The 22,399-nt window shown below is 69.6% G+C and carries 18 protein-coding genes; 14 read left to right on the top strand and 4 right to left on the bottom strand.

The features are described from left to right. Positions 1-8: 8 nt before the first annotated feature. The gene (locus ACFM35_RS14640) at positions 9-1,193 is read left to right on the top strand and encodes a bifunctional 2-methylcitrate synthase/citrate synthase (protein ID WP_378843346.1); all 1,185 of its coding nucleotides are present in this window, start codon (positions 9-11) and stop codon (positions 1,191-1,193) included. Next, positions 1,193-2,365 carry a thiolase family protein gene (locus ACFM35_RS14645; RefSeq protein ID WP_378843348.1) on the top strand — a complete coding sequence of 391 codons (1,173 nt, stop codon included), beginning with the start codon at positions 1,193-1,195 and terminating at the stop codon, positions 2,363-2,365. The genes ACFM35_RS14640 and ACFM35_RS14645 overlap by 1 nt, the downstream gene beginning before the upstream one ends. Before the next feature lie 21 nt (positions 2,366-2,386). Here the strand turns inward: ACFM35_RS14645 and ACFM35_RS14650 are convergent, their stop codons facing one another. Next, the gene (locus ACFM35_RS14650; RefSeq protein ID WP_378843350.1) at positions 2,387-2,560 is read right to left on the bottom strand and encodes a hypothetical protein; all 174 of its coding nucleotides are present in this window, start codon (positions 2,558-2,560) and stop codon (positions 2,387-2,389) included. Between the two features lie 158 nt (positions 2,561-2,718). Here ACFM35_RS14650 and ACFM35_RS14655 point away from each other — a divergent pair, with 158 nt between their 5' ends. After that, positions 2,719-3,144, top strand: coding sequence for a GNAT family N-acetyltransferase (locus ACFM35_RS14655; RefSeq protein ID WP_378843352.1), 426 nt, complete (start codon positions 2,719-2,721; stop codon positions 3,142-3,144). Between the two features lie 33 nt (positions 3,145-3,177). Here ACFM35_RS14655 and ACFM35_RS14660 read toward each other — a convergent pair whose 3' ends face one another. Continuing rightward, entirely contained in the window at positions 3,178-3,540 is a 363-nt protein-coding gene (locus ACFM35_RS14660; RefSeq protein ID WP_378843354.1) for an MmcQ/YjbR family DNA-binding protein, read from the bottom strand. Positions 3,541-3,800: 260 nt separating this feature from the next. Here ACFM35_RS14660 and ACFM35_RS14665 point away from each other — a divergent pair, with 260 nt between their 5' ends. The 5 genes from ACFM35_RS14665 (at position 3,801) to ACFM35_RS14685 (ending at position 14,430) form a co-directional block, all read left to right on the top strand. Continuing rightward, positions 3,801-5,267: an HNH endonuclease signature motif containing protein gene (locus ACFM35_RS14665; protein WP_378843356.1), complete on the top strand. Its 1,467-nt coding sequence runs from the start codon at positions 3,801-3,803 to the stop codon at positions 5,265-5,267. Positions 5,268-5,393: 126 nt separating this feature from the next. Continuing rightward, positions 5,394-11,480, top strand: coding sequence for a pullulanase-type alpha-1,6-glucosidase (pulA, locus tag ACFM35_RS14670; protein ID WP_378843358.1), 6,087 nt, complete (start codon positions 5,394-5,396; stop codon positions 11,478-11,480). Positions 11,481-11,585: 105 nt separating this feature from the next. Then, on the top strand, positions 11,586-12,743 hold the full coding sequence (locus ACFM35_RS14675; protein WP_378843360.1) for an acyl-CoA dehydrogenase family protein: 1,158 nt from the start codon (positions 11,586-11,588) through the stop codon (positions 12,741-12,743). Then, positions 12,740-13,657 (top strand): 3-hydroxyisobutyrate dehydrogenase, encoded by a 918-nt coding sequence (gene mmsB, locus ACFM35_RS14680; protein ID WP_378843362.1) that lies wholly within the window; start codon positions 12,740-12,742, stop codon positions 13,655-13,657. The genes ACFM35_RS14675 and mmsB overlap by 4 nt, the downstream gene beginning before the upstream one ends. Further along, the gene (locus ACFM35_RS14685) at positions 13,654-14,430 is read left to right on the top strand and encodes an enoyl-CoA hydratase-related protein (RefSeq protein ID WP_378843364.1); all 777 of its coding nucleotides are present in this window, start codon (positions 13,654-13,656) and stop codon (positions 14,428-14,430) included. Before mmsB ends, ACFM35_RS14685 begins: the two co-directional genes overlap by 4 nt. Before the next feature lie 21 nt (positions 14,431-14,451). Here the strand turns inward: ACFM35_RS14685 and ACFM35_RS14690 are convergent, their stop codons facing one another. After that, positions 14,452-14,988 carry a MarR family winged helix-turn-helix transcriptional regulator gene (locus ACFM35_RS14690; RefSeq protein WP_378843366.1) on the bottom strand — a complete coding sequence of 179 codons (537 nt, stop codon included), beginning with the start codon at positions 14,986-14,988 and terminating at the stop codon, positions 14,452-14,454. A gap of 90 nt (positions 14,989-15,078) precedes the next feature. Here ACFM35_RS14690 and ACFM35_RS14695 point away from each other — a divergent pair, with 90 nt between their 5' ends. The 6 genes from ACFM35_RS14695 to ACFM35_RS14720 all read left to right on the top strand — a co-directional run bounded on the left by ACFM35_RS14695 (position 15,079) and on the right by ACFM35_RS14720 (position 21,586). Next, positions 15,079-15,855 (top strand): electron transfer flavoprotein subunit beta/FixA family protein, encoded by a 777-nt coding sequence (locus tag ACFM35_RS14695; RefSeq protein WP_378843368.1) that lies wholly within the window; start codon positions 15,079-15,081, stop codon positions 15,853-15,855. 9 nt (positions 15,856-15,864) lie between these two features. Further along, positions 15,865-16,833, top strand: a complete 969-nt coding sequence (locus tag ACFM35_RS14700; RefSeq protein ID WP_378843370.1) for an electron transfer flavoprotein subunit alpha/FixB family protein — start codon at positions 15,865-15,867, stop codon at positions 16,831-16,833. Positions 16,834-16,839: 6 nt separating this feature from the next. Further along, positions 16,840-18,669, top strand: a complete 1,830-nt coding sequence (locus ACFM35_RS14705; protein WP_378843372.1) for a cytochrome b/b6 domain-containing protein — start codon at positions 16,840-16,842, stop codon at positions 18,667-18,669. A 99-nt stretch (positions 18,670-18,768) separates the two neighbouring features. Beyond that, positions 18,769-20,040 (top strand): sensor histidine kinase, encoded by a 1,272-nt coding sequence (locus ACFM35_RS14710; RefSeq protein ID WP_378843374.1) that lies wholly within the window; start codon positions 18,769-18,771, stop codon positions 20,038-20,040. Continuing rightward, positions 20,028-20,705 (top strand): LuxR C-terminal-related transcriptional regulator, encoded by a 678-nt coding sequence (locus ACFM35_RS14715; RefSeq protein WP_378843376.1) that lies wholly within the window; start codon positions 20,028-20,030, stop codon positions 20,703-20,705. The genes ACFM35_RS14710 and ACFM35_RS14715 overlap by 13 nt, the downstream gene beginning before the upstream one ends. Further along, the gene (locus ACFM35_RS14720; protein WP_378843378.1) at positions 20,702-21,586 is read left to right on the top strand and encodes a DUF4097 family beta strand repeat-containing protein; all 885 of its coding nucleotides are present in this window, start codon (positions 20,702-20,704) and stop codon (positions 21,584-21,586) included. Before ACFM35_RS14715 ends, ACFM35_RS14720 begins: the two co-directional genes overlap by 4 nt. A 29-nt stretch (positions 21,587-21,615) precedes the next feature. Here ACFM35_RS14720 and cofE read toward each other — a convergent pair whose 3' ends face one another. After that, positions 21,616-22,392 carry a coenzyme F420-0:L-glutamate ligase gene (gene cofE / locus ACFM35_RS14725; RefSeq protein WP_378843380.1) on the bottom strand — a complete coding sequence of 259 codons (777 nt, stop codon included), beginning with the start codon at positions 22,390-22,392 and terminating at the stop codon, positions 21,616-21,618. Positions 22,393-22,399: the final 7 nt, after the last annotated feature.

Consider the following 22,399-nt stretch of genomic DNA (forward strand, 5'->3'; position numbering starts at 1 on the left):
GCAGCACGATGACCGAACCCGACATCAAGAAGGGCCTCGCCGGAGTAACCGTGGACTACACGGCCGTCTCGAAGGTGAACCCCGACACCAACTCGCTGCTCTACCGCGGCTACCCCGTGCAGGAGCTCGCCGCGACGCAGTCGTTCGAGGCGGTCGCCTACCTCCTCTGGCACGGCGAACTGCCGAATGCCGCGCAGTTGGCCGAGCTCGAGCGCTTCGAGCACGCCCACCGCACCCTCGACGAGAACGTCAAGCAGGTGATCGACCTCCTGCCGATGGACTCCCATCCGATGGACGTCGTGCGCAGCGCCGTCTCGGTGATCGGCGCCTCTGATTCTGCGGCGGGCGACAACTCCGCGGCATCCGATCTCGGCAAGAGCGAGCTGCTGCTGGCCAAGATCCCCGCGATCGTCGCCTACGACCAGCGTCGGCGTCGGGGGCAGGCCCTCGTCGATCCGAGGGACGATCTGGACTATTCGGCCAACTTCCTCTGGATGACGTTCGGAGAAGAACCCGACGATGTCGTCCGCGACGCGTTCACGGTGTCGATGATCCTGTACGCCGAGCACTCCTTCAATGCGTCGACGTTCACCGCCCGCGTGATCACGTCGACCACCGCAGACCTCTACTCGGCGGTCGTCGGAGCGATCGGCGCGCTCAAGGGCGCCCTGCACGGCGGGGCGAACGAGGCCGTCATGCATATCTTCGACGACATCGGAACGGCGGCGAATGTGGGGCCGTGGCTCGACACCGCCCTGGCGGAGAAGCGCAAGATCATGGGCTTCGGCCACCGTGTGTACAAGCGCGGGGACTCGCGTGTGCCGACGATGAAGGCGGCGCTCGACACCCTCGTGGAGCACTACACGCCCGAGCGTCCCGAGGCGCGGGACCTCGCCGAGCTCTATGACACGCTCGAGTCGGAGTTCGTCGGGCGGAAGGGCATTTATCCGAACCTCGACTATCCGTCGGGCCCGGCGTACCACCTGATGGGGTTCGACACCCTCACGTTCACGCCGCTCTTCGTGGCCGCGCGCGTGGTCGGGTGGACCGCGCACATCATGGAGCAGACCGCGTCCAACGCGCTGATCCGTCCGCTCTCGGCCTACAACGGTCCCGACGAGCGGCACGTCGACGGCTACGCCGATGATGCGGCGAACAAGACCTCGGACCGGCCCGCGGAGGCGGCCGACTGATGTCCGCCACGGCCGTCGTCGTCGATGTGGTGCGCACCCCGTCGGGGCGGGGGAAGCCCGGCGGCGCGTTGAGTGACGTGCACCCCGTCGATCTGGCGGCCGGCGTCCTCTCCGCCCTCCTCGAACGCAACGGGCTCGATTCAGCCATGATCGACGACGTGCTGCTGGGCTGCGTCAGCCAGGTCGGGGAGCAGAGCTCGAACATCGCGCGACAGGCTGTGCTCGCGGCGGGCTTCGACGAGTCCGTTCCGGCGACGAGTATCGACCGTCAGTGCGGATCGAGCCAGCAGGCGGTGCACTTCGCCGCGCAGGGCGTGATGGCCGGAGCGTACGACGTCGTGATCGCCGGGGGAGTGGAATCGATGAGCCGTGTGCCGCTCGGCACGTCGGCCTCCGTGGCCGGGTCGCCGATGTCGCCGAAGCTGCGCGCCCGCTACCCCGAAGGGTTTGTGAACCAGGGCGTGTCGGCCGAGCTGATAGCCCACCGGTGGGGGCTGTCGAGGTCGCAGCTGGACGCGTATGCCGCGGAATCGCACAGACGAGCAGCGGATGCCGCGGCCCGCGGGCTCTTCGATTCCCAGCTCGTGCCCGTGGGTGACGTGATCGCCGATGAGACGGTGCGTGCGAGCACGACGACCGGGACCCTCGCCGACCTCCGCCCCGCCTTCCGCACCGACGCGCTCGCCGCCCGCTTCCCCGAGCTGGAATGGAACATCACGGCGGGAAGCTCTTCGCCTCTCACGGACGGCGCGTCGGCCGCGCTCATCATGACCGAGGCGAGGGCTGACGAGCTGGGGCTCCGGCCCCGCGCACGCTTCCGCTCCTTCGCCGTCGTGGGCGATGATCCGCTGTTCATGCTGACCGGGCCGATCCCCGCGACGAAGCGCGTCCTCGAGCGCGCGGGGCTCGGAATCGATGACCTCGACGCCTACGAGGTGAACGAGGCCTTCGCCTCGGTGCCCCTGGCGTGGGCGATCGAGCTCGGCGCCGATCCCGCCAGGCTCAACCCCTGGGGTGGCGCGATCGCCCTCGGCCACGCCCTCGGCTCGTCGGGGACACGTCTGCTCGGCACGCTGTTGGCGCACCTCGAGGCGACCGGCGGTCGATACGGGCTGCAGACGATGTGCGAGGGCGGCGGGATGGCGAACGCGACCATCATCGAGCGGCTCTGAGCGACTGATCGGGCGGTCGGCCTATCGCGCGGTGGGAGGGCCGGTGGTGCTGCGGCTCACGTCGCGATCGCCGGAGTCGATCAGGGAGCTCGTGAAGGCGAAGACGCCGAGCCACACCGCGATCGCGCCGACGAAAGACCCGACGGCGATCAAGAGCGCCGTGCGACCGTCGCGCGACGTCGGGAGGAAGCTCATGTCCCGAGCCTAACCACGGGGCCCGATCGGACCCGTTCCATCGCGCACCGGCGGGGGTGCACGTGCATCGGTGTGCGGGCCGTCCCGCGATGGTGCCCAGTCCACTTGCGAGCAGTTGGCCACCCCGGCGAAGGCGCACCGGATGCTTTCATCGACGTATGTCGAATGGTCTGGTCTTCTCCTCCGACGCGATGGCGATGGACGTCGATCGCGTGCTCCGCTGGCTCTCCGAGGAGTCGTACTGGGCGAAGGGTCGCACTCGCACCACTCACGAGGCGGCGATGGCCGGCTCCCGCAATTACGGCGTGTTCGATGCGGAGACCGGTGAACAGCTCGGTTACGCGCGGGCCATCACCGACGGCGCGACGTTCGCATGGATCGCAGACGTGTTCGTCGACCCCACGGCGCGCGGCAGAGGTGTCGGGAAGCGCATCATGCAGGGCATCATCGGCGACCTGGAACCGCTCGGGCTCAAGCGAACGGCCCTGTTCACCGCAGATGCGCACACCCTGTACGAGAAGTTCGGCTTCACGCAGCTGACCGATCCGGAGTCGTGGATGGTGCGGCGGGGGATCACGATGTGAGGTCGGGTAGCCCGAGGATCACCCGCACGCACGCTACTCATCGCTCGGTCCGCGAAACTTCTTCGGCAGTCCTGCCATGACGAGTTCGTAGGACCGGTCGATCGCCTCACGAAGCTCATCGTCCGGGATACCGCCGCGGGTGCTCAGCCGATTCCACCCCCAACGTCCGATGTACGCCGAGACGTCGGCGTCCTTCGGATATCGGATCAGCCACTCGTCAGCCTCTTGACGGGTGGTGCCGGACTTGACTCCGACGGACGTCCCGTCCCCGAGGAAGGCGAAGATCTTGCCTCGCTCAGCCGGACCTATCTTGAAGACCACATCGCCGTCCCAAGGCTGATCTTCCCACGCACCCCATTTTGCGGAGCAGTACGCGTGCACGTCCTCGGGAGTCACACGTCCAGTATGCCCATCGGTCAGCGCGGGACGTCAAGGTCGTCGAGCGTCCGCTGCCACGCGTCGACCGAAAGCGCGTCCTTCGAGTAGCGGGTCTTCGGATCATCGTCTATCCGCGCGCGCTACACCGACGCCATCGAGTCGTCCGCATGACGCCGTTACGAGGGCATTTCCTCGGTTATCCACAGGACTTCGAATCATGGTTTGATCTGGTTGTTTTCGTCGGGTTGATGTCGGTGGTCCTCGGCAGAATGGGGGGTATGGAAGCACTCGCTGACACGCTCCGACAGGTCGAGTTGACGCTCGGTGCGGTGGTGGGTCGGGCGTATCGGTCGGGCGAGCTGCGGGGCATGGATGACGAGGTATTGCTGACGCTGGTGCGGGGGGCATCGGTGATCGCCCGGCAGGCCGAGGCGCTCCTGGTGGGCGCGGTTGCCGAGTTGGAGGAGCGGGGGGAGGTCGCGCCGTATCCGGAGCGGCCCACCACCCGGTTCGGCTGCCGGTCGTTGAAGGAGCTGGTCCAGCGCACCACGCTCGCCTCCGGTCGGACGGCAGGTGACATCGTGAAGGCAGCGCGAGCCCTGCAGCAGCCGGTGGGGGTGTCGACGGGTGAGGTTCTCCCCGCCACGTATCCGGCGCTGCGTGAGGCGGCGGCGGATGGGGTCGTGGGGCTGGAGGCCCTGGTCGCGGTCGTCGGAACGCTGACTGCGGCGCAGTGCGACCGGGGTGCGCGTTTGGTCGCGGATGCGGAGCTCGCGGCATCGGCTCGCGGGGTGGGGGTGGACGGTGGCCCGTGTCCGGGCGTTGATGATCTGCGGTTGCAGGCGCAGGTGTGGGCGGCGTATCTGGATCAGGACGGTGCCGAGCCGCGCGAGACCCGTGCGCTGCGGAAGAGGGCGTTCACCATCGGCGTGTGCCGGGACGGGATGGTGCCGTGCCGTGGGGTTCTGCTGCCCGAAGTCGCGTCGCAACTACAACGCTTGTTCGACAGCATCCTCAACCCCAAGACCGTCGGACCCGATGCCCCCGCTGGGCCGAGGTTCACCGACCGTGGAGACCCGGGTGCGGACACGATTTTCAAGGACGCGGCTCTGGAAGACCCGGCCCTCGGAGACGCGACTGATCCGCGTACGCGGGTGATGCGGCAGCATGACGCGCTCGCGATGGTCCTCACGGTCGCGGCGAAATCGGGCGCGGTGCCGTCGATCGGGGGCGCGGCCCCGACACTCGTCGTGTCCGTGACTGCTGAGGATCTTGTGTCGGGTCGGGGTCACGCTCACCTCGACGGGTGTGACGAACCGGTCTCCCTCGCCGTGGCCCGGCAGGTCGCGTGCACGGGTGGGGTGCAACGGGTGACTTCCGATGCGGGCGGCCGGATCGTGGGGATCGGCATCGTCGACCGGGTGTTCGCCGCCTACCAGCGCCGGGCGATCACCCTCCGCGACGGGGGATGCCTCATCCCCGGCTGCCACGTCCCTCCCGCATGGTGCGAAATCCACCACGTCACGGAGCACTCCCGGGGCGGACCCACCCATACCGACAACGGTGTCCTGCTCTGCTGGTGGCACCACCGCACCCTCGATTCGAACGGATGGAAAATCCGGACGAACAACGGCATCCCCGAAATACGCGGCCCATCCGCATGGGACCCCGAGAAGCAGTGGAGACCCGTCACCACATCACCCACACGCCTCAGCCGGGCACTACGCGCCCGAAGCCCCGGCTGAGCGGGATCGCGCCCCGCTCGCGATGAGCTGTGCAAGCCCTTGCCGTTTGCTATGCGAGCCGGTACCGTCGCACCCACCTCAGACCGGTCACAGCGGAGTACCGGTCGGTGTACCAGGGAGCCTGACGTGTCGGCATCGACCGGAGCGCGCACTCGTCGCGTCCTCGCCCCTCTCCTCGCCGTCGCCCTCGTGGCGTCGGGGGCGTGGGCCTCGCCACCGCCCGCCGCGTCCGCCGCCGCGTTCGCCGCAACAGCCGCAGCAGAAGACGCCGCAGCCGATCGCACCTTCGCTGTGGTGGGCGATCTGCAAAGCGAGCTCGGATGCGCCGCGGACTGGGCGCCCGACTGCGCCGAGACCGAGCTGATCGCGACGGGCGAGGAGGGCGTCTACGCGGCAGAGTTCGAGGTCCCCGCCGGAACGTGGGAGTACAAGGTCGCCGTCGACGACGGATGGGACGAGGCCTACGGGCTGAACGGCGGCGGCGACAACATCCCACTGACGACGGCGGGCGCCAGCATCCTGCGCTTCGTCTTCGACGACACCGCCAAGCGCGTCGGGCTCGAGCTGGTCAGCACGCGATCGGCCTACACGGCGGACGACGACGGGCTGGTGGCCGCGCCGGTGCGGCAGGCGGGTGCCGGCAAGCAGTTCTACTTCACGATGACCGACCGCTTCGCCAACGGCGACACCACCAACGACACCGGCGGGATCGCCGGCGACCGGCTTGCGAACGGCTACGACCCCACCGACAAGGGCTTCTTCAACGGCGGTGACATCGCCGGGCTCCGGTCTCAGCTGGATTACATCAAGGGCCTCGGCACGACGGCGATCTGGCTGACGCCGAGCTTCAAGAACCGTCCCGTCCAAGGCGTGGGGGCGAACGTCAGCGCGGGGTACCACGGCTACTGGATCACCGACTTCACGCAGATCGATCCGCACCTGGGCACCAACGCTGACCTCGAGGCCTTGATCGACGAGGCCCACGCGATGGGCATCGACATCTACTTCGATATCATCACGAATCACACCGCCGACGTCATCTCCTACCAGGAGGGCGAGTACGGCTACATCGACCAGGCCACTGAGCCGTACAGAGACGCCGACGGAAACGTCTTCGACCCGGCCACGTACGCGGGCACCGACACCTTCCCGGCCACGGACCCGGCGACAAGCTTTCCGTACACACCCGTGATCGCGCCCGCCGACGCCGACATCAAGGTGCCCGCCTGGCTGAACGACCCGACGCTGTACCACAACCGCGGAGACTCGACGTATAGCGGGGAGTCGACCACGTTCGGCGACTTCAGTGGACTCGACGATCTCATGACCGAGAACCCCGCCGTGGTCGACGGCTTCGTCGACGTCTACCAGGACTGGATCGACCTCGGCATCGACGGGTTCCGCATCGACACCGCGAAGCACGTGAACTTCGAGTTCTGGGAGCAGTGGACCACGGAAGTGCTCGACTACGCCCATGCCAACGGCAAGCCGGACTTCTTCATGTTCGGAGAGGTGTACGACGCCGATCCTGTGAAGCTGTCGCCCTACGTCCGCAACAGCGACATGAACTCGGTGCTCGACTTCACGTTCCAGTCCTCCGCGGTCGGGTACGCCTCGGGAAACTCCGCGAAGGGTCTGCAGAGCCTGTTCGCCGGCGACGACTATTACACGACGGCCGACAGCTCGGCATCCGCTCTGCCCACCTTCCTCGGAAACCACGACATGGGCCGGGTGGGCTCGTTCCTGCGTTCGACCGATGCGCCGCTGCAGCGTGACGAGCTGGCGCACGACCTGATGTTCCTCACGCGCGGCCAGCCGGTCGTCTACTACGGCGACGAGCAGGGCTTCGCGGGAACGGGGGGTGACAAGGACGCTCGACAGAGCCTCTTCGCCAGCCAGGTGGCCGACTATCAGAACCAGCCGCTGATCACCGGCGAGACGGCCGGATCGGTCGACCGGTACGCCACCGATGCGCCGCTCTACACGCACATCGCCGAGCTCGCCGCCCTGCGCGCCGCGCACCCCGCGCTCTCGACCGGCGCGCAGATCGAGCGCTACGCCGCCAACGGCCCCGGGGTCTACGCGTTCTCGCGTGTCGACCGCCAGGAGAAGACCGAGTACCTCGTCGCGGTCAACAATTCCACGACGGCGGCGAGCGTCGACCTGACCACGCTCACCCCGAGTGCGTCGTACGCGGTGCTCCACGGCGATGGGACGACGGTGACGACGGATGCCTCGGCCGCGGCATCCATCACCGTTCCTGCTCTCGGAGCCGTGGTGTGGAAGGCCGATCGCGCGGTGACCGCTCCCGAGGCGGCGGGCGCCGTGACGCTCACGGCCCCCGCCGCGGGCGCGGGACTGTCGGGAGTCAGCCCGGTCTCGGCGGATGTCGACGACGCCGTCTGGCAGGAGTCGAGCTTCGCCTGGCGCATCGCCGGTGACGACGAATGGACGGCGCTCGGCACCGCTGAGGACTCCGATCCCCGCGTCTTCCACGACCCCGCCGGCCTGGCCACGGGGACGCTCGTGGAGTACCGGGTCGTCACGACCGACGCGGCCGGGCAGCACTCCGCCGCGTCGACGTACGCGTCGGTCGGTAACGCCGTGACCGTCGAGGTTCCGGAGGTGCCCGAACAGCCCATCGCCATGGTCACGGTGCCCGGCAGCCACAATTCCGAGATGGGCTGCGCGGCCGACTGGGATCCCGCCTGCGACGCGGCGAAGCTCACGCTGCGTCCCGACGGGATCTGGGCCGGGTCGTTCGAGCTTCCGGCAGGCGCCTACGAATACAAAGTGGCGCTGAACGGCTCGTGGACCCTCAACTACGGGGCGAACGGCGTCTTCGACGGCGGCAACATCGCCTACACGCTGACCGAGCCGACGACGGTCACGTTCTACTTCGATCCGCGGACGAACATCGCGCAATCCACCGCCCAAGGCCCGATCGTCACGCTTCCGGGCAACTACCAGAGCGAGCTCGGCTGCCCCGGCGACTGGGCGCCCGACTGCCTCGTGAGCCTCATGGCCGACGGTGACGGCGACGGGGTCTATGAATTCTCGACGTCGGCGATCCCCGACGGCGCCTACGAGGTGAAACCCGCCCACGCGCTGTCGTGGGATGAGAGCTACGGACAGGGCGGTGTCCCCGGTGGGGCGAACTACTCCTTCAGCGCGTCGGCCGGCAAGCTCACGGTGTTCCGGTACACCCTGGCCACGCACGTGCTCGAGATCGACGTGACCGACCCACCCCTCGCCGGTGTCGGTGAATCCCGCGCGCACTGGATCGACGCGGACACGCTCGCCTGGCCGGCTGATCTGGGATCGGCCGCGACGGATGCCTCGTGGCAGCTGCTCCACTCCGCCGACGCGTCTCTGAACGTCGTCGACGGCCTGCCGGCCGGCAGCGGGTCCGACGCGCCGATCGTCCTCGAACGCGACCCGGCAGGATTGACGGATGCGCAGAAGGCGGCGTTCCCCGCCCTCGCGGGCTACATCGCGCTGCACCCTGCAGGACTCGACGTCGACGCGGTGGCCGCCGTCGTCAAGGACCAGCTGCGCGTGGCGCAGTACGACGGCGACGGTGCGCTGACCGCCTTCACCGGCGTGCAGCTTCCGGGCGTGCTCGACGACCTGTACGCCGACGCGCTGGAGGGCGCCGCACTCGGCGTGACCTTCCAGGGCAAGAAGCCGACCTTCGCCCTGTGGGCGCCGACCGCGCGCTCCGCCACCCTGCTGACCTGGGATGCCGGCGCCGATGGTGACCCGCAGCGCCACGAGGCGGAATGGGACGCGGCATCCGGTGTCTGGTCGTTCGCGGGGAAGAAGGCGCTCAAGGGCGACGAGTACCTCTGGGAGGTCGAGGTCTATGCGCCCTCGACCGGAGCTGTCGAGACGAACGTCGTCACGGACCCCTCCTCGATCGCCCTCACCGAGAACTCCGAGCGCTCGGTGGCGGTCGACCTCGGCGACAAGGAGTGGCGCCCGAAGCAGTGGGAGAAGACCGCCGCTCCGGTGGTCGCGCAGCCGGTCGATCGCTCGATCTACGAATTGCACATCCGCGACTTCTCCATCGGCGACGACACGGTGCCGGCCGCCGAACGGGGCACCTACCGGGCCTTCACGCGCGACAGCGCCGGCACGCGTCAGCTGCGCCAGCTCGCGGACGCCGGCATCAACACCGTGCACCTGCTGCCCTCGTTCGACATCGCCACGATCGAGGAGGATCGTGGCGCTCAGGCGACCCCCGACTGTGACCTGACGTCGTTCGGTCCCGCAGCCGCCGACCAGCAGGCGTGTGTCGCAGCAGTCGCCGACACGGACGGCTACAACTGGGGCTACGACCCGCTGCACTTCTCCGCACCCGAGGGGTCGTACGCGGTCGATCCCGACGGCGGCGCCCGCGTGGCCGAGTTCCGCGGCATGGTCGGCGCCCTCCACGGGATGGGCCTGCAGGTCGTGCTCGACGAGGTGTTCAACCACACGGCGGCGTCCGGCCAGGACCAGAAGTCGGTGCTCGATCAGGTCGTGCCCGGCTACTACCAGCGGCTCAACGCCGCGGGCGCCGTGGAGACGTCGACGTGCTGTCAGAACGTCGCGACCGAGCATGCGGCGGCGGGGAAGCTGATGGTGGACTCGGTCGTCCTCTGGGCCACCCAGTACAAGGTCGACGGGTTCCGGTTCGACCTGATGGGCCATCACTCGAAGCAGAACATGCTCGACGTGCGTGCGGCGCTGGACGCTCTGACTGTCGCTGAGGACGGCGTCGACGGCTCGGCGGTCTATCTATACGGCGAGGGCTGGAACTTCGGCGAGGTCGCCGACAACGCCCTCTTCGAGCAGGCCACCCAGGGCCAGCTGGGCGGCACCGGTATCGGCACGTTCAACGACCGGCTCCGCGACGCGGTGCACGGCGGCAGTCCCGTCGACTCCTCGACGACGTTCCGTCAGGGGTTCGGGACGGGTCTCGGCACCGACCCCAACGGCGACGCGATCAACGGGTCCACCGAGCAGGCGCTCGCAGACCTCGGCACGCAGACCGATCTGGTCAAGCTCGGACTCACCGGCAACCTGCGGGCATTCGAGCTGACCACCACCGACGGCTCGGTGAAGCGCGGAGACGAGTTGGACTACAACGGCGCGGCTGCGGGCTACGCCGATCAGCCCGACGAGACGATCAACTACGTCGATGCGCACGACAACGAGACGCTCTACGACCTGTCGGTGCTCAAGCTGCCGCAGAGCACGACGATGGCCGACAGGGTGCGCATGAACACCCTGTCGCTCGCGACCGTGACGCTCTCGCAGTCGCCGTCCTTCTGGCACGCGGGCACCGAACTGCTGCGATCGAAGTCCCTCGACCGCAACAGCTACAACTCGGGCGACTGGTTCAATCGCATCGACTGGACCGGGCAGGAATCCACCTTCGGATCGGGCCTGCCGCCCGCCCCCGACAACGAGGAGAAGTGGCCGATCATGGCGCCGCTGCTGGCCGACCCGGCGCTGAAACCGGCCGCCTCCGACATCGGATCGGCCGAGGCATCCGCCCTCGACCTGCTGCGACTGAGATCGGACGTGCAACTGCTGACCCTCGGATCGGCCGACCTGATCCGCGAGAAGGTCAGCTTCCCCGGCAGCGGGCCGGATGCCACGCCCGGCGTCATCGTGATGCTGATCGACGATCTGGTGGGGGAGGACGTCGACCCCGCGCTCGAAGGGGCGCTGGTGGTGTTCAACGCCTCTCCGCAGGCGACGACGCAGAGCCTTCCCGCCTTGGCCGGCCGCGGCTTCGCCCTCGCCTCCGCGCAGGCCGACGGGTCGGATCCCGTCGTGAAGACCACGACGTGGGATGCCGCGACGGGCAGCGTCACGGTGCCGGCGCGCTCGGTCGCGGTGCTCGTCGACGCGCAGGTGGAGCCGGTGTCGACGCGGACCATCGCCGTGTCGACCCGGTTCCTGGCCAAGGTCGGCACTCCGGTCTCGGTCATCGGCAAGGTCACCGCGCAGGACGGCTCCGCGCCGGTGGGGACCGTCACCGTCACCGATCGCGGAACGGTGATCGCGACGTTCGAGCTGACGGCTGCCGCCGACGGTCGTATCTCCGTGCCCCTGCCGGCTCTCGGGCGCGGCCTGCACCTCCTGCGTACCTCGTTCACGGGCTCCGAGGGGTGGCTGGATTCGCAGTCGCCGTTCCCCGTTCCGCTCATCCTCTACTGACAGGGCTCAGGGACGGCGGAAAGGTAGTAGGACTTCCAGCTATCTGGTCGGAGGACAAGCTAAACTCGGCACTGTGCCAACGAAGGTGCCGAAGGAGTCAGCGAAATGTCCTCGAATGTGATGTCGATCAGCGCAGAAGAGCGCACGGCCATCCTCGACGCCGTCCGTGATTTCGCGTCATCCGAAATCGCTCCGCATGCCTTGGAGTGGGATGAGCGGAAGCACTTCCCCCGCGAGACCCTGCGTCGCGCGGGCGAGCTCGGACTCGGCGGGCTCTACGTGCGCGATGACGTCGGCGGCACGGCCATGTCGCGGCTCGATGCCGTCGCGGTGGTCGAAGAGCTCGCCCAGGCCGACCCGTCGATCGCCGCCTTCATCACGATCCACAACATGGTCGCCTGGATGATCGACACCTACGGCGACGATGCTCAGCGACAGGAGTGGCTTCCCCTCCTCACCGCGATGGACGGCTTCGGCAGCTACTGCCTCACCGAGCCCGGCGCGGGATCGGACGCCGCGGCCATCACCACCTCTGCGATCCGCTCCGGCGAACACTTCGTGCTGACAGGAGTGAAGCAATTCATCTCGGGTGGGGGCGAGGCGTCCGTCTACGTCGTCATGGCGCGGACGGGTGAGCCGGGCGCACGCGGCATCACCGCTTTCCTCGTGCCCGGCGACGCGGAGGGCCTGAGCTTCGGCGTGAACGAGAAGAAGATGGGCTGGAACGCCCAGCCGACCCGTCAGGTGATCCTCGACGAGGTACGAGTGCCCGTCTCGGCCGTGCTCGGCGGAGAGGGGCGCGGGTTCTCGATCGCGATGTCGGCGCTGAACGGCGGACGCGTGAGCATCGCGGCGTGCTCACTGGGCGGAGCGCAGTGGGCGCTCGATCGTGCGGTCGCGTATGTGCACGAGCGCTTCACGTTCGGCGAGCCGCTCGCCGAGAAGCAGTCCGTCATCTTCACCCTCGCCGACATGGCCACCGAGCTGCGGGCCGCCCGCGCGCTCGTCCGTGACGCGGCCCAGGCGATCGACGAGCACCACCCCGACGTCGCGATGCAGTGCGCGATGGCCAAGAGGTACGCCACCGACGCCGGCTTCCGGGTCGCGAACGAGGCGCTCCAGCTGCACGGCGGATACGGGTATCTGCACGACTACGGGATCGAGAAGGTCGTGCGCGACCTGCGGGTTCATCAGATCCTCGAGGGCACGAACGAGATCATGCGCGTCATCATCGGTCGCGAACTCATGGGGACACGGCGGTGAAGATCTCTTTCCTCGGGCTCGGCCATATGGGCCTGCCGATGGCTCGCAACCTCGCCGTCGCCGGTCACGACGTCGTCGGGTTCGACCTCTCGGCAGACGCGCGCGACGCCGCACGGGAGGCGGGCGTCGCGGTCGCGGCGACGGGGACGGATGCCGCGACCGGCGCCGAGATCGTCTTCACGATGTTCCAGGCCGGGCCTCAGGTACTCGGCGCGTATCGCGGAACGGACGGCGCACCGGGACTGCTGGACGTCGCCGCCCCCGGAGCGCTCTTCGTCGACTGCTCGACCATCGCCGTCGACGACGCCCGCGCGGCGCACGAGGCGGCCGCGGCCTCCGGTCATCGGTCGCTCGACGCCCCCGTGTCAGGCGGCGTGGTAGGTGCGGAGAACGCCACGCTCGCGTTCATGGTGGGCGGCGCGGACGACGCGTTCGCCGCGGCACTGCCCATCCTCGACGTGATGGGCGCGCGGGTCGTGCACTGCGGCGGCCCCGGACTCGGTCAGGCGGCGAAAGTCTGCAACAACATGATCCTCGCGGTGTCGCAGATCGCGGTCGCCGAGGCATTCGTGCTCGGCGAGCGACTCGGTCTCAGTCACGACGCGCTGTTCGATGTCGCCGCCCATGCATCCGGCCAGTGCTGGGCGCTCACGACGAACTGCCCGGTGCCCGGGCCCGTGCCGACGAGTCCCGCGAACCGCGACTTCCGTCCCGGCTTCGCCGGCGCCCTGATGAGCAAGGACCTCGCACTGGCGGCGAAGGCGATCGATCGGACAGGTGTCGACGCCCGGATGGGCATGCTCGCGCGTGACATCTACAACGAGTTCGCCTCAGGAGCCGGAGCGGGGCAGGATTTCTCGGGGGTCATCACCACGATCCGATCCGCGAGCGCACAGGAGCAGGAGCAGCAATGACCGATTACGAGACGATCATCGTCGAGACACGGGGTCGGGTCGGGTGGATCACCCTGAACCGGCCGAAGGCCCTGAACGCCCTCAACGCGCAGCTCATGCGCGATGTGGTGTCCGCCGCGACCGCATTCGACGACGACGAGGGTATCGGCGCGATCGTGCTGACCGGCTCGGACCGTGCGTTCGCGGCCGGGGCCGACATCAAGGAGATGGAGTCGCAGTCGACCGCGCAGATGCGCGCAAGCGACACGTTCGGCGAGTGGTCGCGATTCGCCGATGTGCGCACCCCCGTCATCGCCGCGGTGGCGGGCTACGCCCTCGGCGGAGGATGCGAGCTGGCGATGATGTGCGACATCATCCTCGCCGCCGACAGTGCTCGGTTCGGTCAGCCCGAGATCAACCTCGGCGTGATCCCCGGAATGGGGGGCACCCAGCGGCTGCTGCGGGCGGTCGGCTACTACAAGGCCGCTGAACTCGTGCTCACGGGCCGCCTGATGGACGCCCACGAGGCCGAGCGCGCGGGGCTCGTCTCGCGCGTGGTTCCCGCCGTCGACCTTCTGGCCGAGGCGTCCACCGTGGCCGAGACGATCGCCTCGAAGTCGCTACCGTCCGTCTACGCGGCGAAGGCCGCGCTCGACGCCGCGATGCAGACGTCGCTCGCCGAGGGCCTGGCGGTCGAGACCGAGGCGTTCACGTCCCTGTTCGACACCGCCGACCAGAAGGAAGGAATGGCGGCATTCCGTGAGAAGCGCACGCCTGCCTTCCAGAACCGCTGACCCGCACCGACGCGGCTCGCGTCACAGGGGCTCGGGCTGCGGCCGCGGGTCGGCGAAGTCTCCCGAGGCCTTGCGCAGGCGCGCGATGATGCCGACGAGCTCGTCGGTGTCGGACTCCGACAGGCCGGGGTCGGTGAAGACGTCGTCGTTGAGCGCGATGGTCGCCCGCTCCACGAGATCCCGGCCGGCATCCGTGAGCTCGAGCATCGCCGCCCGCCCGTCGACGGGGTGCGGGGCGCGCACGACCAGGTCGTCGCGGACGAGTCGATCGACCGTGTTCGTCACGCTGGTGGGGTGCACCTGCAGACGTGCGATCGCGCTCGACATCGGCATGCGCCCCTCGCGGGAGAAGGCGAGCAGGCGCAGCAGCTCGTACCGCGCGAACGACAGGGCGAAAGGCTTGAGCGACGATTCGATGCGCGCGAGCAGCAGTTGCTGGGCGCGGATGATCGAGGTCACCGCGGTCATGCCGCTCGCGGCATCCGTCCAGCCGTGCGCCAGCCACTGGCGCTTGGCCTCGGCGATCGGATCGACCGGAAGTGGGCCCTGGCGGACCATCGCATTCCTCCGTTCTGGTGCAGTCGGCGCTGTCCACGGTAGCGGCTGCACCGCCGCCGTAGAATCGAACAGACGGAGGAGAGTGTGCCCATGAAGATCGTCGTCCTGGTCAAAGAGGTCCCGGATACGTACGGGGATCGCAAGCTGGATCTCGAGACCGGTCTGGCCGATCGAGCCGCGAGCGAGAACGTTCTCGACGAGATCGGCGAACGGTCTCTCGAGGTCGCGCTGAGCTACGCCGACAAGAATCCCGGCACTGAGGTCGTGGTCCTGTCGGCCGCGCCCGAGTCGGCTGCGGCGACGGTCCGCAAGGGGCTCGCGATGGGCGCGACGTCGGCCGTGCAGGTCGTCGACGACGCGATGATCGGCGCCGACCTCGGTCTCACGGCGGAAGTGCTGGCCGCCGCCGTGAAGCGCACCGGCTACGACCTGGTCATCACCGGTAATCAGTCCACCGACGGCTCGGGAGGCGTGATGGCCGCCATGGTCGCCGAACTGCTCGACGCGCCCCATCTCACCACGTTGACAGAGGTCGAGATCGGCGAGGACCGCGTGACGGGCACACGGGCGTCGGATGCGGCGACGATGCGGGTCTCGGCCGATCTGCCCGCGGTCATCTCGATCACCGAGGCCATGCCCGACGCCCGCTTCCCGAACTTCAAGGGCATCATGGCGGCGAAGAAGAAGCCGTTCGAGGTCGTGTCGCTGGACGACCTCGGCGTCAACGCGGAGGACCCCGAGGCGTCGCGCACGATCGTGATCGCCCTGGCGGAGAAGCCCGCGCGCTCGGCCGGGACCAAGATCGTCGACGAGGGCGACGCGGGCGAGAAGCTCGCCGACTTCCTCATCCAGAACAGGCTGGCATAGGACAGGGACATGACCGAGTATGTAGACGATTCGATCCTCGTCGTGCTGGATGTGACACCGTCGGGCACGCTGGCGGCATCCGCTGCCGGCCTGCTGGGTGCTGCCGCCCAGGTGGGCACGCCCGTCGCGCTCATCGTCGGCGACGAGAGGCTGGTGGCCGATGCCGCGGCTCTGGGCGCGGTATCCGTCGTCCTCGCCCCTCCCGGGGAGGGGCTGACGGTCTACGCCGTGGATGCGCTGGCCGCCGCGGCCGATCTCGTGCGTCCGGACGCGATCCTCGTGTCGAATTCGATCGAGGGGCGCGACGTGGCGGGACGTTTCGCGGCACGAGCGCGCCGGGGCCTCTGCGTGGACGCCGTCGGAGTCACGCGCGATCCCGAGGGGGTCGTCGCCCAGCACTCCGTATACGGCGGCGCGTACACCGTGGACGCGGCGGTGACCTGGGGCGCACCGGTGATCACCGTCCGCCAGGGTGCCGTGGATGCCCGAGCCGAGGCCGTCGCGTCGCCGCAGGTGGAGCACCTCGCGGTGGTCGCCTCCGGCCGGCGCGCGGCGTCCGTCGATGCCGTCGACGAGGTCGTGGTCACCTCGACGCGGCCCGAACTGCGCGGTGCCGTCAAGGTCGTCTCGGGCGGCCGCGGGCTCGGGTCGGGGGAGAAGTTCGCGCTCGTCGACGACCTCGCCGACGTTCTCGGCGCGGCGGTGGGCGCATCGCGAGCGGCGGTCGACGCAGGGTACGTCCCGCAGTCCTACCAGGTGGGACAGACGGGCGTGTCCGTATCGCCGCAGTTGTATGTCGCGCTCGGCATATCAGGCGCGATCCAGCACAAGGCCGGCATGCAGACGGCGAAGACGATCGTCGCGATCAACAAGGATGCGGACGCCCCGATCTTCGAGATCGCGGACTACGGGGTCGTGGGCGACCTCTTCACCGTGGTGCCGCAGCTGATCTCGGCGCTGCAGGCGAAGAAGGCCTAGCAACCGGTGGCGACCTTCTCGAGCACTCTGCGTCGTGGGCTTCCGCGGCGCGCCGGCGGCGAGCCGTGGCCGCCGGCCGACGCGGTCGTTCCCGAAGCCGCCGCGGCGGCTGTCGGTGCGCTTGAGGCCACGACCGACGCCTCGGCTCCGCCTGCGGACGCCATTCCGCCGGTGGACGCCCCCCCGCGCGCGGACGCCGCTTCGCCAATGGAGGCCGCTCCGCCGGTGGGCACGGCGCCCGCAGCAGGCGCGCGGACCTCCAGCGCCCCCGCAACCGCCGCGGGGAGGGCGCTGCGTCGCGGCCTGCCTCGCGTCGCCGGCGGCGAACCGTGGCCGCCGGCGTCCGCGGGCATGCCCGTCATCGCCGAACCTCAGGAATCGTCCGCGTCACCCGCGTCGGCTGACGCGGGTGCGGTCGCCCCCCGTCCGGGTCCGACCGCGGAGACATCACCGGTGGCCGTCGGCAGTCCGTCGACGGCCCGTGACGTGTCGTCCGAGGCCACCGCGGACGCCGGGGGACCGCGCCTGCGTCGCGGGCTTCCGCGCGTGCGGGGCGGCGAACCGTGGCCGCCCGCGTCGGCTGCCGTGCCCGCATCGGCACTCCCGGCCGCGGAAAGCTCCGTGTTCAGGGAAAGTCCGGCCGCCGCGAACAGCTCCGTGATCGGGGAGACTTCCCCGAGCACGGCCGAGAAGAAGCCGCCGCCGGTTGCCGCCGAGGTCGCGGCATCCGTCCCCGCCGTGCCCCGCGATCCTGCGCCCGCGCCCGCCGCGCCCTCGACAGCCTCGCCCGAGCGGCACACGCCTCCGATGACCGCGGCGCTGGTGCCGACCGGGGCGCCGCGACCCCCGATCGTCTTCCGGCCGACGGCATTCGCCGGAGCAGCGGCGCGGGTGTCCGACGACGCACGCCGCGACGCCGCCGCCGAACCCGAACGGATCGGACCCTTCACGAAGGCGCAGTGGGCGGGCGCGGTCGTCGTGGGCGGGCTCGGGCTGCTGTTCGGTGCGGCGATGGTCGTGCTCGCCGTCCGCTGGCTCCTGAGTCTGACGTTCATGCAGGAATTCCTGGTGGCCTACCCCGGAGAGTACGAACTGCCCGCGGGCGCGCCGGTCGGGTTCCCCGCATGGCTCGGATGGCAGCACTTCTTCAACACGTTCCTCATCGTGCTGATCATCCGCTCGGGTCTGCGGGTGCGGAACGAGAAGCGACCCACCGCCTTCTGGTCGCCGCGGGGCAACAAGAAGCGCAAGATCAGCCTCGCCCTCTGGTTCCATCAGGCGCTCGACATCCTGTGGGTCGTGAACGGCGTGGTCTTCGTGGTGCTGCTGTTCATCACCGGGCAGTGGCTGCGGATCGTGCCGACCAGCTGGGCGGTGTTCCCCAACGCTCTTTCTGCCGTGCTGCAGTACATCTCGCTGGACTGGCCGACCGACAACGGGTGGGTGAACTACAACGGCGTGCAGCAGCTGGCCTACTTCGCGACGGTGTTCGTGGCGGCTCCGCTCGCCATCGTCACGGGCGTGCGCATGTCGGGCATCTGGCCGAAGAACGCCACGGCGCTGAACAGGGCGTACCCGGTCGAGTGGGCCCGCAGGGTGCACTTCCCGGTGATGCTGTACTTCGTGCTGTTCATCTTCGTGCACGTCGTCCTCGTGTTCGCGACGGGGGCCCTTCGCAACCTGAACCACATGTACGCCGCGAGCGATGAGGTCAACTGGACCGGGTTCTGGATCTTCGCCGCGTCGATGCTGGTGCTGGCCGCCGGCTGGGTCGCCGCACGACCCCTCGTGATCGCGCCCATCGCGGGGCTTTTCGGCACCGTGAAGGGTCGCTGAGTCAGGTCGTCGGCGCGGGTCGGGGTGGGGGATAACCCCACGCACAGTGTCCGGTCGGCAGGGGCGCGGTGATCGGGGCCTGCGTTCTACCGTGGAGCCATGACCACCCAGATCGCACCTCCTCCACAGCGCTCCAGCACCTGGCGTCCCCTGCGCATCGCCGGTGCCGCCGCACAGCTCGTCGCGCTCGGCGCCGTCGGGCCCTTCGTGATCGGCGCCCTCGCGACCATCCTCGGGCTCTCGCTCGGGCTGCTCCCCGTCCTCGGGATCGGGCTGCTCTTCCTCGTCGGATTCGCCTACGTGCTCTTCGGTGTGGGCTGGCTGGAGGCCGCTCGCATTGACGGACTCTACGACTTCGGGCTGCCGTCGCGGCGCCTGCGGCGGAGCGGCCGTCCCGGCTTCGGCGGATTCGTCCGCACCGTGTGGATGCAGCTGATCGACCCGACGACGTGGCGGGCGATCGCGAACTTCGTCGTCGCGACGATCCTCGGCAGCATCGCGCTTGCCCTCGTCGGCGTGCTGTTCTCCGCCGTCGCGCTTGTCTTCTCCCCGCTGTACGCCCTCGGCGACGGCGTGCGGATCGCCGGCAGCGGCCTGGATGTGCCCACGGAGTGGGCGGTGCCCCTCGGCGTCCTCATCGCGGTGGTCTCGCTCGCCGCCGTCGTCGGCCTCGCGATCCTGCACGGCGTGCTCGCCCGCGCCATCCTGGTGCCCTCCCGCGAAGCCCAGCTCGCCGCAGAGGCTCAGACGTCGCACCAGCAGAGGGCGGGAGCCGTCCGTTCCGCCGAGGTCGAGCGCACCCGCATCGAGCGCGACCTCCACGACGGCGTCCAGCCGCGACTCGTCTCGGTCGGCATGACCCTGGGCATGGCGCAGCAGAAGGTGGACGACGACCCGGAAGCGGCCAAGGCGCTCATCGCCGAAGCGCACACCTCGACGAAGGCGGCCATCACCGAGCTGCGTCAGCTCGCTCGCGGCATCCACGCCTCCGTCCTCGACGATCGGGGACTGGATGCCGCGCTGTCGGCACTCGCCGGCCGCTCGCACATCCCCGTCGTGCTGGATGTGCGGCTCACCCAGCGATGCAGTCCGACGGCCGAAGCGGCGGTGTACTTCGTGATCGCCGAGTCGCTGACCAACGCCGCGAAGCATTCGCGGGCCGGCGAATGTCGCGTGCTGGTGCGCGAGCGCGAGGGCGGCATCCTGTGGGCGCGGGTCGAGGACAACGGACTCGGCGGTGCGACCGTGACCCCCGGCGGCGGCATCGACGGCATCTCGAACCGCGTGCTGGGTGCGGGCGGCACGTTCCGCCTCGACAGCCCCGTCGGCGGACCGACATTCGTGGAGGTGAGCGTCCCGTGCGCATCCTGATCTGCGAAGACTCCGTGCTCCTGCGCGAAGGCCTCGTCCGGCTGCTCGCGGACGCGGGTCACCTCGTGGTCGCGGCGATCCCGGATGCCTCGGACCTCACCGCAGCCGTCCTCTCCGGCGACCCCGACCTCTGCATCCTCGACGTGCGGCTTCCCCCGACCTTCACGGACGAGGGCATCCGCGCCGCCCTCTCGCTGCGCGCGGCCCGTCCGGACCTCGCGGTGCTGGTGCTCTCGCAGTACGTCGAGGAGCGGTACGCCGCCGACCTCATCGCCGGCAACGGCGGGGCGCTGGGCTACCTGCTGAAGGACCGGGTGGCCGACGTCACCGAGTTCCTCGACACGATCGGCCAGATCGCGGCGGGCGGCACGGTGCTCGACCCGGAGGTCGTCGCGCAACTGCTCGGACGCCGTGCCCGCGACGCCCGGATGCAGCGGCTGACCGATCGCGAAGCATCCGTGCTCGCCCTCATCGCCGAGGGGAAATCCAATCAGGCGATCGCGAAGGCACTGCACGTGTCGGAGGGCAGCGTCGAGAAGCACATCACGGCGGTCTTCCAGAAGCTCGATCTCGAACAGGACGAATCGGGCAACCGCCGGGTGCTCGCTGCGATCGCGCACCTCGAACACGGCGGGCCCACACCCCAGAACGGAACAGGACGATGAGCACTCCCACCATGACCCCACCCACCCCACCGACCTCGCCCACCCCTCCCCCCCTGGGATCCGTACCGGGCGATCGGCCTGCGCACTCCGCGCCCGCATCACGGGTCATCGCGATCATGGTGATCTCGCTCGGAGTCGTGGTCGCGCTGTTCGTCGCCGGCTCCGCGATCGTCTCGACCGTCGCGTCGGGCAGCGTCCGCACCGAGACGCGCACCGTGGCCGTGAACGGCATCGACGACCTCGACGTCGACATCTCGGCGGGTTCCGTGCGGGTGCGCTACGGCGAGGTGGACGGGGCGACGCTGCAGGTCACAGGTTCGACCGGCGCCGGCGCCTGGACGTTCGAGCGCGACGAGGACACGCTGCAGGTGTCCTCACCCGACTCCGCGTTCGGCTTCGGGTGGGGGATCGGCGGCAACGGGGAGGCCGTGCTCACGCTGCCCGCGGCTCTCCGCCGCGCCGCGCTCGACGGCGATTTCCGGCTCGCTGCCGGCGAGCTCGACCTCGAGGGCGACTTCGGCGAGCTCGACCTCGAGGTGGGCGCGGGCTCGCTGAGCGTCGAGGGGTCGGCGCGCACCCTGACCATCGACCTGAGCGCGGGTCGCGCAGACCTCGATCTGAGCGGCGTCACCACGGCCGACTTCACGGTCAACGCCGGAGCGGTCGAGGCGAACCTCGCCGGCGACCCTCCGCGCACCGTGACGATCGACGTGAGCGCGGGCGGTCTCGAGCTCACGATGCCCGACGCGCCATACGACGTCCGCGCGACCGACACGACCGCCGGAGACCTCACGAACGAGCTCGAGACATCCTCGGGCGCCCGCAACACGATCGACGTGCGGGTCTCGGCCGGATCGGTCGAGCTGCTCCCGGCCGGCTGAGCCGACGTCGGGCGGCTGCGGCCGTCGCGTCAGGCGGGAGGGAGGGATGCTGCGCCCGCAGCGAATCCCTCCCTCCACGCCTCGTCGGAGCCGGTGTGGAAGAAATCCCGCTCCACAGGCCGCACGATGGACCGCGCGCCGGGCAGGCCGAGGTCCCCGACGAGGTCGGCGCGACCACGGACGACGGCGACCGGACGCCGTGCGGCCTTGCCCTTCACGAGGTCGGCCGCCGAGGCCAGTTCGTCGGCGACGCAGGGCATCGTGACGGTGAGGGGGCGGCCCTCCGCGTCGACCTGCCCGCGGAGGTCCTCGAAGACGTGCACCCCGGCCGCCCCGATGGCGGAGTCCGTCTGGCCCTCGCGCCAGGCGCGGCCGAGGGTGTCCGACACGATCACGCCCACCGTCACGCCGAGCCGGGTGCGCAGACCCTCCGCGAGTGCACGAGCCGAGGCATCCGGGTCTTCGGGGAGCAGCAGAACGGTGCCCGCGGGGGTGTTCGATGCGTCGACCCCTGCGGCGGCCGCGATGATGCCGAGCCGGCTCTCGACGATGCGGACCGTGTGGCCGGCGGGAGTGGTGCGCGAGGCGACCAGGCGGACGGTCTCGGCCGTGATCGCGTCCTCGCGGTCGTCGGCGATCACGAAGCGGTCCTCGGCTTTCGAGACGATCTTCGAGGTCACCACGAGGATGTCCCCGTCGCGCAGGTCGTCGGCCGCGGCATCCGCGATGATCGCGACGAGATCGTCGCCCGCGTGGATCTCGGGGATTCCCTCGAGCGAGAAGACGGCGAGGGTCGTAGCAGGCATGACTCCA

The sequence above is a fragment of the Microbacterium songi genome (assembly GCF_042747925.1).
Taxonomy (GTDB): Bacteria; Actinomycetota; Actinomycetes; order Actinomycetales; family Microbacteriaceae; genus Microbacterium.